Here is a 15794-nt window from a genome sequence, read left to right on the forward strand (position 1 = left end):
CTTGCCACCGCTGCGGCGAGCCGCAATCATGTGCGTGGCGATGCCCGCGTTCGCGCAAGACAAGTATGTCATCGGCTTTTCGCAGGTGACGACAGTTGAACCCTGGCGCGTGCAGTTCAACAAGGACCTGCGCGCCGAGGCCGAGTTGCATCCCAACGTAGAGCTGTTGATGGCCGACGCCAACGACCGCACCGAAGATCAGGTTGCGGACGTTGAAAACTTCATCCGTCAGGAGGTCGACGCCATCCTGATTTCACCCAAGGAATCGGCGGGCCTGACCGGGGTTGTCGAACAGGCGACCGATGCGGGCATCCCGGTTTTCGTGCTTGACCGCAACGTGGACACCGACAAATTCGTGCAATGGGTCGGCGGTGACAACGTGCTGATCGGCGAAGCGGCGGGCGCTTACGCGCTGAAGCTGCTGGGCGGCAAGGGCCATGCGAAAGGCAACATCGTCGAAATCTACGGCGGGCTTGGCATTCAGGCGACGTTCGACCGTTCGGACCCGTTTCATGCGGCCTTTGAGGGTGAAGAAGGGGTAAAGTTCCTGCTGGACCGTCAGTCGGGCGATTGGAAACAGGATCAGGCCTATGACATCATGTCGACGGCCTTGCGCAACTACGAAGACATCGCTCTGGTTTATGGCCACAATGATCCGATGGCCTATGGCGCTTATCTTGCCGCCAAGGATGCCGGCCGCGAGAAAGACATCATCTTTCTTGGGGTTGATGGGTTGCCCGGCGAAGGCGTGACCTGGGTTGCCAATGGCGAACTGGCCGCCACGTTCCTTTATCCGACACCGGGCGCCGAGGGGTTGCGTCAGGCGCTGGCGTACCTTGGCGGCGCTGATGTGCCGAAAGAGGTCGTCATGGGCACCGAGGCCATCACGCCGGAAAACGCCGATGAAATCCTGATGAAAAACGGGCTCAAGTAGGCAACGCATGGTGTTTGTCGGTCTTTCCTGACAAATACGCTGCAAACTGCGCGGGGGTGTTTCCCCCGCGCATTCCGATGAATGGTGTCCTGATGTCCGAACCGCAGACGAAGCTGCAAAAATATTCTGCGCCCGCGCTTGAAAAAGGGCTGGATATTCTTGAGTTTCTTTCGCTGACCGACACGACACCCAGCCTGACCCAGCTTGCCGCCGGGATCGGACGTTCCAAAAGTGAAATATTCCGCATGATGATCGTGCTGGAAGAGCGCGGCTATATCGAGCGGTTTGACGGTGACATTTTCGGCCTGACCGACCGGATGGCGCTGCTTGGTGGGGTGCGATCGGGCAACAGCAAACTGGCCGAGATCGCGACGCCTTACCTTGATCGTCTGTCAGATCAGATCCAGCATTCGTCGCATTTTTCTGTGGGTTGCGACGAGGGCCTGGTGGTGATTGCCAGCACCTCTGCTGTGCAAAACTATGGGCTGAGCGTGCTGGTGGGCTACAAGACCCCGCTGTTTGGCACGGCGGCTGGCGCGTGCATGCTGTCGGCCCAGGGCGATGACGCCCTGTCCCACGTGGCGGCCGGGGCCGACCCGAAAGACCGGCAAGCGTTCGTGGCCAGCATAAAAGAATGCCAATCCCATGGCTTTGCGACCCTGCCCAACCCCGAAATACACGCCATTCTGGAAATGGCCGCCCCCGTTCTGCATCTGCCCAGCAAGGCCGCCATCGGTGCAATGACGGTGCCGATTTTCGGCCCCGATACCCAGGACAACCGCATAGGCGCCATTGCCCGGGCGTTGCTGGAAACGGTCCGCCAGCTTCAGGACAAGATCGCAATTACGTTGCCGTCACCTTTGGGCGCCACCTGATGAGGGGGCAGGCGGTTGGCGCCGGGTTTCGCGGGGGCGCTGTTCGGGCGGGTCAGGATGAAAGCCGCCGCACCGGTCATGCAGACCGCCTGCACAATCAGTATCGTACCGGACAGCGACATCGCCACGCTGAGCGCGAAAGCACCGGCCATCATGACAATCGCCATCAGTTTGTAACGCGGGGCAATGGCCCCGCTGGCCCGCCAGTTCGCGATGATCGGCCCGAACGTCCGGCTGCGCTCCAATCGCGCGGCGAGGGCGGGCGAGCTTTTGCAAAAAGGAACGCGGCAAGGATCACAAACGGCGTTGTCGGCAAAAGCGGGAGGATAATTCCGACAAGACCAAGCGCAAGCGACAGCCAGCCGATCACCAGCCACAACAACCGGATCGCCGGACCGGCGGTCAAAAAACGCAGGCGGGTCATAAAGGGCCGGCTCATTGCGCTTCCCGGGCTATAAAGTCTGCCCATCGCTGATAGCGGCAGAACATGCCTGAATAGAGATCGGCCTTTGCCGGATCGGGCCGGATCGTCGCGCGGGCCGCCACCCGGGGCAGGGCCGCAGCGCCGCCCAAGGCCTGCATGGCGATAAAGGCAGCGCCAAGCGCCGATTCCGCATAATCCACGCATTCCAGCGGGCGCGCCAGAACATCCGCGAGGATCTGTGGCCAGACCTGCCCGCGCGTCACACCACCGGCCAAACGTGCGGTGACATCCGGTGCAAGGGACAGATCCAGGCGTTGCACGCAGTCGCGCAGGGAAAAGGCGACCCCTTCCATCACCGCCCGCACAAAATGCCCCATGTCATGGCCCGCGTGCAGCCCGGAAAAGGTGCCGCGCATATGGGGGTTCCAATAGGGCGCGCGTTCGCCCTGAAGATAAGGGTGAAACAGCAGACCATCGGCGCCGGCGGGCACATCCTGTACCACGGCATCCACCTCATCGTGGCTCAGCCCTCCGGCAAGGTGGCGCACCCATTGAAGCGCGACCGCACCCGCGTTGGTTCCGGCCTGATAATAATGGCCCGGCCCAATGGCATGGGGATAATTCAGCACGCCGGGTTTGAACAGCGGCGCACCGGGGGCAAGGATGGCCGCCGATGATCCGATCCGGATCACCGCAGGCGGATCAACCCCGCGCCCCGCGCAAGCCACAATTTCCGCTGCACTGTCAAGCGCGCCACTGACCACCGGAATGCCCCGGGGCAAACCAAAATGCGCGGGGCCGTCACCGGTCTGGCCAACGATGGTTGTGGGGGTGACAACCTCGGGCAATGCATCAAGGGAAAGCCCGGCAAGCGCGCAAAGTTCGTGATCCCAGCAGTGCCGCCCCAGATCATACAGCAGGGTCGCCACGGCTGATGTCCGGTCCATCTGCGGCCGGCCCGTCAGCAGATAGACAAGATAATCCTTGGACGACAACAACAGCGCCGCCCGCGCCATGGCGCGGGGTTCGTTCCGGCTGACCCACATGAGTTGCGGCAGCGTCCATGTGCAGGAGGGTTCGTTCAGCGTGGCGCGCTGTATCGCTGGGCCAAAGTTGGCGCGAAGATGGGCGACCTCATCAATGCTGCGCTGATCGCTCCACAGAATTGCGGGGCGAATGACGGCCCCGTCACCATCAAGAAGCACCGGTAAGTGGGCGGCGGAACAAAAACCGACAGCGGCAAGGCGGGCCATTGGCCCGGGTGCCTGGGCGGTCAGGGATGCGACCGTTTCCGCCATGGCGCGGCGCCATTCGGATGGGTCTTGTTCGCTCCAGCCGGCGTGCGGGCGCAGGGTGGGATAGTGCGCCGATGCCTCGGCCAACACCCGACCCTGGCCATCTGCCAAAACCGCCTTGAGGCTGCTGGTGCCCAGATCAAAACCGATGAATGTGTCCCGGTGCGCCATGGCTCAGGTCGCGCGGGGCAGGGTTTTGAGGGCGTCGAGAGCGGCATTCATGCCATGCTGAAGCGCGGCAAGGTCCGTCGTCGCGGAAATCAGCCCCAACCCTTTGGGCACAAGGGCGAGGGCGGCTTCCCAATCGGTTGTCTGGAGCGCGCCGATTTTGCCGTGCCGCGTGCAGGCGGCCAGAATCGCATCAATCAGGGCGGCCATCTCTGGCGATGTGAGCTTGGGTGATATTCCACAGGACACGCTGAGATCAGAGGGGCCGATGAACGCCATATCAATGCCATCGACCGAAAGGATTTCATCAAGGGCGCCAAGCGCCGCAGCGGTTTCGATCTGGACACCGATCAGGATGTCGGCGTTCGCTTGTGGCAGATATTCTGCGGCGGCCACGCGGGTGAATCCTGTGTGCGCCCGCGACATGCTGACCCCCGTGACCCGGACGGGGGATAGCGGCAAAAATCGACAATGGCCCGTGCCTGATCCGCGGTTTCCACGCGCGGCACAAGAACACCGGCAGCGCCCAGTTCAAGCGGGGTCAGAAAGGCATCGCGCCGAATGTCCGCCACCCGCACGATTGTCTGACACCGCCCGTTGCGAAAACCTGCCAGCAGCGCGGCCAGAATGTCCGGGCCATAGCTTCCGTGTTCCTGATCCAGTATCGCGAAATCCATTCCGGCGGAATCCAGAATTGCGCCCAGGAATGGCGTTTTCAGTTCCGAAACCATAAGGCCCCGCAAGACGGCGCCAGAGGCAAGGGCGGGCTTCATCCATGGGCAAGATATCGTCATCAATTCCACTTTCACCGGGTCGGACTGGATACGGGGATACCCTGCGTGAAACGCAAGGGCCAGCATGGGATGTTCCAAAAGAAACCCATCCGCAAATGCCACCGTCGGCCTGCCCGGCATCATCCGCAGGGAAACCCCGGGCGTTTTCACAAAGGCTCAGTAATTCCAGAGCGTGCCATCTTCAAGGCGGACAACCGGGTGGCTTCCGGGGCTGTAACTGTACTGTGCGGCCTCTTTTTCATCGAAATCCACGCCAAGTCCGGGGGCGTCGCTGACGTACATCATGCCGTTTTCCATGCGGTGATCCGAAGGGAACAGCGCGTCACAGGCGGGGGTGCCAAGCACCAGATATTCCTGAATGCCGAAATTGGGCGCCCATGCGTTGAAATGCGCCTGCGCCGCCATGCACAGGGGCGAATGGCTGGGGGCGCCATGAAAACCAATGCGCACGTGATGCAGGGCGGCAAGATCAACAATGCGTTTGACGGGGGTGATCCCGCCCGCATAGGTGACGGCAACGCGGATGAAATCAATCAGCTCGTTTTCGATCAGCTTGTTGCAATCCCAGATCGAATTGAACACTTCGCCAATGGCAACCGGCACCGTCGAATGCTGACGCAGCAATCGCAGGGCATCCTGATCTTCTGCCGGGGTCGGATCCTCAAGCCAGAACAGGCGGGCCGGCTCTACCGCTTTGGCAAATTCGGCGGCTTCGCGGGGCAGCAGGCGGTGGTGCACGTCGTGCAGTATCTTGATGTCCGGGCCAAACCGGGCGCGGATTTCGGCCAGCGCCCCGGGCATATAGCGCATGTAGCGTTCGGTATCCCATACCTCGACCTTGGGACGGATGCCGCTGAAATCGCTGATGTAATGTTTGCCGTCGCCCTTGGTTTGCGGCACCGCATAACTGGCCGTGGGCATGCCCGGAATGCCGCATTGGACGCGCACCGCCTGATAGCCCTGCGCGATGTAGTGGGAAATGGAATCCATCAGGTCTTCCAGATCGGCGCCGGTGGCATGGGCATAAACCAGCGCCCCCTCACGGCTTTTGCCGCCGAACAGTTGATACAGGGGCATATTCGCCAGCTTGCCCTTGATATCCCACAGGGCCATGTCGATGGCCCCGATGGCGGCCATGGCAATCGGTCCGCGCCGGAAATAGGCACCGCGATAGAAGAACTGCCAGATGTCTTCGCTGTTGCGCGGGTCCATCCCGATCAGGTTCGGGATCAGGTAATCCCGCAGATATGTCGCGGGCAGGGTTTCGCGGTTGTTCAGGGTCGCATCGCCCAGCCCGTACACGCCCTGATCGGTCATGATTTTCAGGGTGACATAGTTTTTGGCGGGGCCGCCGACGAACACTTTTGCATCGGTGATCTTCATGGTGCGGGTCTCCGGTCGTGGGGGATGGCTCAGGCCAGATGGGTCACATCTGTCCAGTTGCCGTTCTGGCGGATCACGTCGATAAGCTGCTGATATTGGCTGCCTTCGCGGAAGGTCGGGTAGGGGTCAACCGGTTCGCCGCAGATATCCCTGACGAATTCCTGCGCCAGATAGTGCCAGCATTGTTCGGTTTCGCCTTTCACATCGGCCACCGTGGCGGCAATGGCGTGTGGCAATGGCACGGCGTTCCACGCCTTGTCCGCGCCCCACAAAGACAACTGCCCGCTGCCGTAATGGCCGTTAAGATGGATCGCGCCTTTGGTGCCGTAAAACACAATGTGGTCGTCGTGAAAACGCGGCACCAGACCGCCATGCTTGAACAGCACCGATACCGGTTTGGCGGCAAGGGTGCCTTGGATCTGGGCAAGCACGGTATAGGACCATTCGACATCGCTTTGGCCCCATTCAAGGGCGGGATCGTTCAGGTCTGCGGGAATGAAATCGCGCCGGGTTGTGAAATTATGCACGCCGTCGACGATGGGCGCGCGGCCCAGATCGTCGCGCACCTCGCCCATGACTGACAGGATGTTTTCACCGATCACCGCAGTGACAATCGACAGGGTATGGGTGAAATTGTTGTTCAGGCGCCCGCCGCCGTCTGCCTTGCGGTGGGACCATCCAAACGGGATCTCACGCTCCAGGTTGAAATGCGAAATGCACTCAACCTCGGTCGGTTCGCCGATGGCACCATCCGCAATTAATTGTCTGGCGTGACGAACGCTTGGCGCATAGCGAAAGCTGGCGGCATAGGCGGTCTTGACGCCTTTTTGCTGCGCTTGTTCAAACAGGGCGCGCGCGGTTTCACCGCTTTGGGTCATCGGTTTGTCGCAAAAGACATGGCAACCAAAATCAATGGCCTGTTGAATCGGTTCGAAATGCGCACCACCGGGTGTTGCAATGGAAACGATATCGGGCTGGCAGGTGTTCAGGGCCTCTTGCCAGTCGGTGCCGCAATAGGGAATTCCCATTTTGGCCGCCACGTCGCTGACAACGCCGGGTGTTCGGCCGACGATACCGACAACCCTGGCGCCAGCCCCGCGAAAGGCGTCGGCGTGGCCCTGTCCGGCGAATCCGGTTCCGTGAATCAAGACGTTCAACATTCTATCCTATGTCCCGGTGTTCATGGCGCTTGGCAGTTCGATAAGTCCGTGCAGGCGGTCGTCGGTGAAAAGCACGCTGATCTGGCGATCCAGATCGCCGATGTGCGCCCGCAGCGCCGCTTCTGCGCGGTCGCTGTCGCGGGCGCGGATCGCCTCGACGATGGCGGTGTGTTCCGCAAGCACCTCTGGCCCGCGCAGGATGCGGTGCATTATCCGGACGTGGCGCGCCCGGTTAAGATCGAATTGCGTGCGCCGTGCCGTTGTCCAGGCATCGCCATAGCCGGCAAGAACGAAAATCTGGTGGTGGAAGGCCTCGTCCAAGTTGAAGAACGCGGCGTAATCATCCCGGGCCAATGCGTCGGACTGCTGTGCAAGAATATCGTCCAGATCCTCAACCCGGTATCTTGGGTCGGGCAGGGATGCGGCACCGCGCACCGCGCCAAGTTCCAGTTGCAACCGGATGAAACAGGCCGTGGTATAGCGGCTGACCGAGATTTTGGTCACATAGGTTCCGCTTTGGGGAACGATCTTGACCAGCTTTACCTCATCAAGGCGGATCAATGCCTCGCGCACGGGGGTTTTGCTGGCACAGAGTGCCGAGGCGATTTCTTTCTCGGACAGCCGTTGCCCCGGCCGCAGCTTTACCGAAACGATGAGGCCCCTGAGAATGTCGAACACCTGAAACGTGATGTTCGCGTCGGCGTTCAGGCGAAAATCACCAAGCAATTGCGCAACAGGTGACTGCGTCGGTTGCCGCCTGACCGTCTGTGACAAATGTTCGCGCAACGCTGATTCCATCCAAGAGACATAGAAGATATGGCAGTTATTAAAACTACCATCTATAATGTTCTATCTGATATGTCAGTTGGGTGGCGCTGTAAATACCGCAGTCGGGTTGCCGGGTCAGTTGATCCTTTCGCCGGTGGTGCGATCAAACAGATGGATATGGTTGTCCATGACCCGGCACGGGACAATATCCCCGACCGTCAGGTGGTGGCGTTCGTTCAGGCTGACGCGCACCTCTTGTCCTGCGACCCTCAGCACAAGGTTGAGCCGGTCGCCGGTGTTTTCGGTTGATTCCAATGTGCCGCTGAAATGGGCATCATTCGCATTTACGATTCTGATGTGTTCGGGGCGAAACCCAAGGGTCACATCCCGGGTCGATTCAGCGGCAAAGGGAAATGTCGTGTCCAGCGCGGCAATCCCGGCACCGGCCTTCATCCGGGCATCCACAAGGTTCATCGGCGGGGTGCCGACAAAGCCTGCCACGAAAACGCTTGCCGGGCGGTCGTAGAGATCAAGCGGGGGGGCGAATTGTTCGATCCTGCCACCGTTCAACAACATCACCCGGTCGGCCATGGTCAGCGCCTCGACCTGATCATGGGTGACATAGATCGCGGTGACGTTCAGCCGCTGTTGCAGGTTGCGGATTTCGCTGCGCATTTGCACGCGCAATTTCGCGTCAAGGTTTGACAGGGGTTCGTCAAACAAGAACACCTTGGGTTCGCGGACAATGGCCCGGCCCATGGCAACACGCTGACGCTGCCCACCGGACAGATCCTTGGGTTTGCGGCCCAGATAGGGTGTCAGGTTCAGCAATTCGGCGGTTTCGGCAATGCGGCGTTTGCGTTCCGGCGCGTCCAGCCCCATCAATTCCAACGGAAAATCAATGTTTTGCTCGACCGTCATATGCGGGTACAGCGCATAGGATTGAAACACCATCGCGATGTCGCGGTCGCGCGGCCCCTGATCGGTGACGTTCTTGCCGTCGATCATGATCGCGCCGCCGGTTGCATCCTCCAACCCGGCAATGATGCGCAGGAATGTGGATTTTCCACAGCCGCTTTCGCCCAGAACGGCGATGAATTCGCCATCGGATATATCGGCGTTCAACCCGTGCAGCACCTGCACCGAACCAAAGGATTTCGTCAGGGTATCAACGGTCAGTCTTGCCATTACGTGGTCTCCGCATCGGGATTGAGGTCAAGCCGCGTGAACGCCTCGGGGGGGCATCCTGACGCTGCATTTCCCGGGTCAGTTTTGTGGTCATGGCGGCCAGAAGCGCGCCATCGTCCAGTGGTGTTTCCTGTTGCGGGTCCGTTGCGACATCAAACAACAGGCTGTCGCTTGGGGCCATCGCCGCCGGCCCGTGCGAAGTGTACCACGGCGATTGTTCGATCACCGGAATGCGCAGGACCGGATAACCATCGCCGTAGGGCAGGCCGGTGATCATTTCGGCCTGCGCCATCTCTTCGCGGATGAAATGTTGGCGCATGTGGCTTGGGATCAAACTGTATTGATACAGCGTCTGATCCAGCAGGTTTTCGGGATAGCGGAAATAAGTGTGCTGTCCGTCGGTGACGTTGATCGCCCCGCCGAAATAGCCAAAGATGACGCTTTCGTGGTTCTGAATCTCTGCATCGCGCAGCACCGGCAAAAGCGATTTCCCCCGCACCGCATCAGGAATGTCGCAGCCGAACGCCTCAAGGAAAGTGGGCATCAGATCGGGCGTCTGGCTGAGGGCGGCGCGCGACTGGCCTGCCGCATCCGGGTGATCGGGGTGGTGGATGAACAGAGGGATATGGGCGATTTCCTGATAGGCGGGCATCTTGTTCTTGGCCCACCAATCATGTTCGCCGGTCAGATAGCCGTGATCCGTGGACACGACCAGCATCGTATCTTCCCACAGGTTCAGCGCATCCATCTGATCCAGCAGCCGGCCCATCTGTGCGTCGCAATGGGCCAGCAGGGCCATGTAATTTGCCCGCAGCTCTGCCGCCTCGGCATCATCCTGGGTGACGCGGGCATAGGGCGGCCAATCGCGGATCGGGCCGTCATACTCCGTGGGAAATTGCGCGCGCCAGCGTTCGGGCGCGTGAAAGGGTTCGTGCGGGTCAAAGGTTTCGATTTGCAGGAACCAATTGTCGGCGTCCTTGTTCACCGCAAGGAATTCACACCCGAGATCGAAACATTGCACCGATGAAAAATCCGCCTCGTCGCGGATATAATCCCGGTTGATCATATAGTGCAGCGGCAATTCTCCCGGTGTCTCGCTGTATTGGTCGGGGTGATATTGCTGGCGATACCTGTTCAGGTCGGGGGCGACATGGGCCTTCCAGCCGTCGCCTTCCTGACCGCGCAGGAATTCGAAACTGGTAAAGGCGTTCTGATAGCCAGCGCCACCCACCTCAAGGTAATGATAGTGATCGGTGATCAGGTGGCTATAGATCCCCTGCTTTTTCATCACCTCGGTCATGACGGTGTCGAAGGGTTCCAGCGGCCCCCAACTGCGGTGCATGAAATTCAGACGTCCGGTCTGAAGATCACGCCGGGCCGGCATACAGGGCAGGCTGCCGACATAGTGATTGTCGAACCGGGCCGATTTTTCCGCCAGACGGCGGAAATTCGGGGTTTGCATCAGGTCGGACCCATAAGGTTCAAGGAAATGCCGGTTCAACGTGTCGAAAAGAACAAAGATTGCACGCATGGTTATGCGGTGACCTCCATGCTGGGCGTCAGGGATTCAAGTGCGATAGTCACGGTGAAGGCGCGACTGTCGCCGGGTTTCAGTATCGGTAATTCACCGGCGGCACGGGCGGCCTGCCGGGATCGGGCGGCGGTGGTGCAGGGTTCGATGCCGATCATGGTGCAGCCTTTGCCCCGCACCCGCAGAATCTGCACATAGGGCAGGGTGTCGGTCGAATAGGACACCCGTGTGCAAAGGCCGTTGCGCGGGTTGTGAACGTGACAGGTTGCCATTCCGTTCGTTGCAACCTGCCGGTGGACCGACAGTTCAGACACCGCCGGATCGGGGTTTGGCCCCATGGGCGCGCAGGGGTCATGGTCTGACCCGTTCCAGACCTGGGTTGCCGCGTCCAGGGACACTTCGGTCGCGGCATCAACCATCGGATACCCAAGGTTCAGGTGGTACAGCATCATGTTTGGCATCGCCGTCGGCCCGATATTCGTGACCCGGTCGTGAATGGTGAAACTGGTGCCACCCAGGGGCGCCTCGATCCGCCGGTGCAATCGCAGGGCGCCGCGAAACATCATGGATTGAACGATCTCGCCCTCGCACCAGATCAGCGGTTCTTCCCCGTATTCGTCGATGCCATAGCCGATCAGTTTCGCCGGCTGATGCGCCCCGGCGCCATGCAGCGGATAGGCGATGTCTTGGGTCGGGTGCAGGGGGGTATTTTGGGCCGGTTCGGATTCGGGTTGGCGGATGTGGTCGAACCCGCAGGTGCCCAGAAACCCGGACATCCCCGTCAGCCACCCTTGCCCGCCTTCGCTGTGCGGGTCGATATGGGCCGCGCTGCGATAACCGGCCGGTGTGTGCCACGACAGGGTTGTCCCGTTCAGGGCAAGGCGCCCGATGTCGAACGTGCGGTCGATGATGATTTCCGCCTCAAGCCCGCCTCCGGTGCGCAGTTCCAGCACCCGCACCCCCCGTTCGGCGCCGTCGCCCAGGGTGACCAGACGGATATCGCCATAGGCGTGCAACGCGCCGTATTGCTGGCGCAGGGCGTGCATGGTGGTGGGCGCGTTCATTTCACCGCTCCGGCGGTCAGGCCCTTGACGATAAAGCGTTGGCCAAACAACAGCGCAAGCAGCGCCGGAATGGCCGACAGCACCGACGCGGCGGCCATCTGGGTGTATTTGATTTCATTTTCCTGTGCGAATTTCGCAATGCCCACGGGCACCGTGGCCGAGGTGTTGTTGGTCAGGGCAAGGGCAACCGGGAATTCGTTCCAACTGAAGATAAAGACCAGAATCCCGGTCGAAACCAACCCCGGCATCATGATCGGGATCACGACGCGCCACAGGGTTTTGACAAACCCCGCCCCGTCGATGAATGCCGCCTCTTCCAGTTCGCGCGGGATTTCGCGCAGGAACGACGACAACAGCCAAAGCGACATGGGCAGGTGCAGCGTGGTGTGCGCCAGGATCAGCGCAACAGTATCATTGCCCAGCCCGACATCGCGGAACAATTCATACCATGCCCCCGCCAGAGTGACCGGCGGCACCAGATTGAACACCACGGCCCACAGCAAAAACAGGTTCACGACCCAGGTGGGCCAGCGCAGGCGCAGCAGCGAATACCCGGCAAGAAACCCGATGCTCATGGCCATCAGCGTGCTGATCGACGCCACGACGAGCGAATTGAGGAAATTGCGCGCAAACAGCGATGTGTTGCCGAACAGGACCTCGTTATAATTCATCGTGACCGGGGTGAATTTCACCGTGCCCATCAGCAGCGCGATCTGGGTCTTGAGCGAGGCCAGAGCGATCCAGAGGAACGGGCCAAGGGTCAGGACCGCCGCCAGAAACAGAAACCCAAGCAGCACCCGGTCGACCGAACGGCGTTGTTTGTGACGCGTGCTCATTGGGTTCTGCTCCTTTGGCGGGTCATGGCGACGGCGATGATCGTGGCAATGACAAGGATCACCGTGACCGACATGGCCGACCCGTACCCTGGATTGTCCTGAACGAAGAACCGCTGATAGATGGTGAAACTGATCACCTCGGTAGAGGTGCCCGGCCCGCCCCCGGTAAGCAGATACACCTCGTCAAACACCTTGAAGGCGATGATGGCGCGAAACACGAAGGTCGTGAAAATGGCGGGCCACAAAAGCGGCAGGGATATGCGGCGGAATTCTTTCCATTTGCTGGCCCCGTCAATCTGCGCGGCCTCGGATACATCCTTGGGCAGGGCCTCGACCGCTGCAAGCAACAGCAGGAATGAAAACGGTGTCCAGTGCCAGATATCGACGATGATGACCGACATCAGCGCAAGAGATGACGAGCCAAGCCAATCCACCGGCCCCAGCCCCACAAGATCAAGTATCTGATTCACCACGCCGAACTGCGAGTTGTACATCAACCGCCAGATCGCACCGATGATGATGCCCGGAATGAGGATCGGCAGCAAAAACAGCGTCCGGTAAGCGCGCGATCGCTTGCCAAGGCGCGAACAGGCCAGCGCCAGCATCAGGCCAATGGAAATCTGCGCCGTGGTCGCGGTGATCACAAGGATAACGGTGTTTACGATCCCCGCCTTGAACAAGGCATCCGAGGCAAGTTTGACGTAGTTTTCAAAGCCGACCCAGGCCCAATGCGCCTGTCCGCCCGTCCATGTCACCTCGGCAAAGCTGAGCGCGACAAGGTTGAACAGCGGCAGTGCCGACAGCACCACAAGAAACAACAGGGCGGGAAGAAGCGACAGATATTTGGCGGTTGTTCGGTTGTTCGGTTTTGCCATCGGGGTGTCCACCAGAGTCGGAAAATTGGATGATGGCCTGCAAAGGCACGGGGGGACTGGCGGCGCATATGGCCGCCAGTCCGCAGCGATCAGTCGGCCAGATCGGGCAGGCGGCCCGTGTCATAGCCTGCGTCGACCATGATCTTTTCGATGTCAGCGGCCATGCCGTTCAACGCGTCAACCGGGGTGATTTCACCGGCAACGGTTCTGTTCAGGCCCACTTCCAGCACGGCAACGATTTCAGCGCCTTCCGGGATGGTCCACAGGCGCCGTGCGGTCGGCGAGGCCGTGCGCATGGTCAGCATATAGCGGTTTTCCGGCTTTTCGGCGAAGTCCGATTCATAGGCCGCCGCACTGACCGGAGAGCCACCCATTTCTGCATAGGCGATCTGGGTTTCCGGCTTTTGGAACCAGTCAAGAAAGGCCAGCGCCGCCTTTTTGTGGTCAGGTTCGATATTCTTGGGAATACCGCCCAGCCAGTGACCAAGCGCCGGCGCCGACGGATAGCCCGGCGCATGGGGAATGGTCATATAGCCGATCTTGCCCACCACGATGGATTTGTTCGGGTCATCCATCTGCGATTGCGCCGCTGCGGGCAACACCGCGTGGGCCGCGCGCCCGGTGACCAGATATTGAATCAGATCGCCCTGATCCATGCTGGCGGGGTTTTCGGGGCCGACTTCCTTGGAAAATTTCACATAGGTTTCAAGCGCCTTCAGGGCCTCGGGGCTGTTGATGGTCACGAAGAAATCGCCGTTTCCTTCGTCACGAAACAGCGACCCGCCGTTGCTGATCAGATAGGGCCAGTAATCCCAGGTGATCGAAATCGCGCCCCGTGCCGCGCGTTGCATCATGCCGATCATTTCGGGCGGGTTGTGCAGGGCCTTGGCATTGGCCAGCAGATCGTCCCATGTTTCTGGGATGCTCAGCCCGTTTTCTTCGTACAGATCCTTGCGATAGAACATCAGCGTGATGTTCGGGTTGACCGGTACAGTCAGAAGATCGCCGGTTTCGCAGTTCACCGTCTTGGTTTTTGCATCGAAACAGACGGTATCATCATAGGTGTAAATCTGCGGGTCCAGCTTGAAATCCGGGTCAATGTTCTTGAGCGGCTCAAGGAAACCGCCGTGATACATCTCGGGGTAAAAGATGCCGTTGACGATCAGGATGTCATATTCGCTCTTTTCCGAACGCACGGCATTGCGCTGTTTTTCAAGGCTCCCGGCATAGGGGTTCACGTCAAGCGTAACCTCATTGCCGGTTTCGGATTCATACAGATCGACGAGATTGGCAAACCCTTGCAGCCACGGTGACTGGTTGATGACGATGTTGATGGGTGCAAGATCCTGCGCATTGGCGAAGGATGCGGTTGAAACATAAAGCGCCGCCGTCACCGACACCGCTGCCGAACGGCAGATTGTTGGAAATACTTTCATGATGCCCTCCCTAAAAGCTGCGCCATAGTCATCTGCGATAACTACAACAACAAGCTTCTTTTCCTTTGGTTTATATAACCTTTCCGACTATGATCCGAGGCCAGAATCCTGCTTGGGTGAAGCCATTGATAAATATCCGACAATTTCGGCACTTCATTGCCGTTCTCGAAAACGGAAGCCTGCTTGGCGCCTCGAAAGAGCTGAATATCAGCCAGCCAGCGTTAAGCAAAAGCATCATTTCGATCGAAAACTATTACAAGGTTCCACTGTTCAAGCGGTTGCCGCGCGGGGTGCGGCCGACCGGATTCGCCCTGACCCTTGAACCGCACGCCCGGCGTATTCTGTTTAATGTCGCGGAAAGCCGGGCCGAAATCGCGACAATCGCCGCCGGTTCGTCAGGGCGGATCGCGGTCGGAACCGGGTCTTCGTTTGTCGGGGTCGCCTCGGAGATGATGCACGATTTTGACCGACAGTTCCCCGATGTGCAGTTCACCGTGCTGACCGACCATGCCCACAACCTGCGTCAGGCGCTGTTGGGTGACCGGATCGATTTTTATATCGGCATGGCCAACGATGAGTTCGATGACACGTCGTTTGACGTGCAGATCCTTTACACTGACCGTTTCATCGGTCTGTGTTCACCCGATCACCCGTTTGAGGGCAAAAGCGTCGGCCCCGCCGAACTGGCCACCTATGAGTGGATCTTTCCAAGTCTGGAGGAACCCGCCCGCCGGGCGTTGGATGCGTATTTTGTCAGCAACAAACAGGTTCCGCCCCGGGTAAAGATCACAACGAATGCCGAACAGATATTGCGGCGTTTCCTGTCCGGCACACAGTTTTTCGGGGTGACGCCCTCTACCAATATCCAGCTTCCGGAATTTCAGGGCTTTGGGCGGTTCTATCTGAAAGGCTTTGATTTTGAACGAAAGGTCGGGATCGTGCGGCGGCGGAATGCCATGTCCAGCCCGCTGGTTGAAACGTTCATCACACGGCTGACCGACCGGATTACCGCGGCGCGCTCCAACCTGCCGGGTGGCCCGCAATTATCCGTTTGACGATCTCC

Annotated in this window: 15 protein-coding genes and 1 pseudogene; 3 read left to right on the top strand and 13 right to left on the bottom strand. The window is 59.7% G+C overall.

Annotated elements, in window-relative coordinates; genetic code table 11:
- The first annotated feature begins 40 nt into the window (after positions 1 to 40).
- Together AC0L7P_RS07410 and AC0L7P_RS07415 are read left to right on the top strand one after the other, a co-directional pair.
- Positions 41 to 934, top strand: coding sequence for a substrate-binding domain-containing protein (locus AC0L7P_RS07410; protein ID WP_473435123.1), 894 nt, complete (start codon positions 41 to 43; stop codon positions 932 to 934).
- 92 nt (positions 935 to 1026) lie between these two features.
- Entirely contained in the window at positions 1027 to 1809 is a 783-nt protein-coding gene (locus tag AC0L7P_RS07415; RefSeq protein ID WP_473435124.1) for an IclR family transcriptional regulator, read from the top strand.
- Here AC0L7P_RS07415 and AC0L7P_RS07420 read toward each other — a convergent pair.
- The 13 genes and pseudogenes from AC0L7P_RS07420 to AC0L7P_RS07480 all read right to left on the bottom strand — a co-directional run bounded on the left by AC0L7P_RS07420 (position 1761) and on the right by AC0L7P_RS07480 (position 14731).
- Positions 1761 to 2278: pseudogene (locus AC0L7P_RS07420) on the bottom strand (YbaN family protein). The gene AC0L7P_RS07415 and the pseudogene AC0L7P_RS07420 sit on opposite strands and share 49 nt — an antisense overlap.
- On the bottom strand, positions 2245 to 3699 hold the full coding sequence (locus AC0L7P_RS07425) for a xylulokinase (protein ID WP_473435125.1): 1455 nt from the start codon (positions 3697 to 3699) through the stop codon (positions 2245 to 2247). The pseudogene AC0L7P_RS07420 and the gene AC0L7P_RS07425 overlap by 34 nt, the downstream one beginning before the upstream one ends.
- A 3-nt stretch (positions 3700 to 3702) precedes the next feature.
- Positions 3703 to 4092: an aldolase/citrate lyase family protein gene (locus AC0L7P_RS07430; protein ID WP_473435126.1), complete on the bottom strand. Its 390-nt coding sequence runs from the start codon at positions 4090 to 4092 to the stop codon at positions 3703 to 3705.
- Positions 4047 to 4640 carry an aldolase/citrate lyase family protein gene (locus AC0L7P_RS07435; protein WP_473435127.1) on the bottom strand — a complete coding sequence of 198 codons (594 nt, stop codon included), beginning with the start codon at positions 4638 to 4640 and terminating at the stop codon, positions 4047 to 4049. The genes AC0L7P_RS07430 and AC0L7P_RS07435 overlap by 46 nt, the downstream gene beginning before the upstream one ends.
- A 6-nt stretch (positions 4641 to 4646) precedes the next feature.
- Positions 4647 to 5873 carry a D-mannonate dehydratase ManD gene (manD, locus tag AC0L7P_RS07440; RefSeq protein ID WP_473435128.1) on the bottom strand — a complete coding sequence of 409 codons (1227 nt, stop codon included), beginning with the start codon at positions 5871 to 5873 and terminating at the stop codon, positions 4647 to 4649.
- Positions 5874 to 5902: 29 nt separating this feature from the next.
- Entirely contained in the window at positions 5903 to 7033 is a 1131-nt protein-coding gene (locus AC0L7P_RS07445) for a Gfo/Idh/MocA family protein (RefSeq protein WP_473435129.1), read from the bottom strand.
- A gap of 6 nt (positions 7034 to 7039) precedes the next feature.
- Entirely contained in the window at positions 7040 to 7819 is a 780-nt protein-coding gene (locus AC0L7P_RS07450) for a GntR family transcriptional regulator (protein WP_473435130.1), read from the bottom strand.
- Positions 7820 to 7936: 117 nt separating this feature from the next.
- On the bottom strand, positions 7937 to 8989 hold the full coding sequence (locus AC0L7P_RS07455) for an ABC transporter ATP-binding protein (protein WP_473435131.1): 1053 nt from the start codon (positions 8987 to 8989) through the stop codon (positions 7937 to 7939).
- Positions 8970 to 10520, bottom strand: a complete 1551-nt coding sequence (locus AC0L7P_RS07460; RefSeq protein ID WP_473435132.1) for a sulfatase — start codon at positions 10518 to 10520, stop codon at positions 8970 to 8972. Before AC0L7P_RS07460 ends, AC0L7P_RS07455 begins: the two co-directional genes overlap by 20 nt.
- 2 nt (positions 10521 to 10522) lie before the next feature.
- The gene (locus tag AC0L7P_RS07465; RefSeq protein ID WP_473435133.1) at positions 10523 to 11584 is read right to left on the bottom strand and encodes a DUF4432 family protein; all 1062 of its coding nucleotides are present in this window, start codon (positions 11582 to 11584) and stop codon (positions 10523 to 10525) included.
- Positions 11581 to 12420, bottom strand: a complete 840-nt coding sequence (locus AC0L7P_RS07470) for a carbohydrate ABC transporter permease (protein WP_473435134.1) — start codon at positions 12418 to 12420, stop codon at positions 11581 to 11583. The genes AC0L7P_RS07465 and AC0L7P_RS07470 overlap by 4 nt, the downstream gene beginning before the upstream one ends.
- A complete protein-coding gene (locus tag AC0L7P_RS07475; RefSeq protein WP_473435135.1) occupies positions 12417 to 13295 on the bottom strand; it encodes a carbohydrate ABC transporter permease in 879 nt (292 codons plus the stop codon). Before AC0L7P_RS07475 ends, AC0L7P_RS07470 begins: the two co-directional genes overlap by 4 nt.
- Before the next feature lie 89 nt (positions 13296 to 13384).
- Positions 13385 to 14731, bottom strand: coding sequence for an ABC transporter substrate-binding protein (locus tag AC0L7P_RS07480; RefSeq protein WP_473435136.1), 1347 nt, complete (start codon positions 14729 to 14731; stop codon positions 13385 to 13387).
- Between the two features lie 125 nt (positions 14732 to 14856).
- On the opposite strand from AC0L7P_RS07480, the gene AC0L7P_RS07485 reads away from it, so the two are divergent.
- On the top strand, positions 14857 to 15786 hold the full coding sequence (locus AC0L7P_RS07485; protein ID WP_473435137.1) for a LysR family transcriptional regulator: 930 nt from the start codon (positions 14857 to 14859) through the stop codon (positions 15784 to 15786).
- The last annotated feature ends 8 nt before the right edge of the window (positions 15787 to 15794 follow it).

Source organism: Oceaniglobus sp. K40-3 (genome assembly GCF_055808395.1).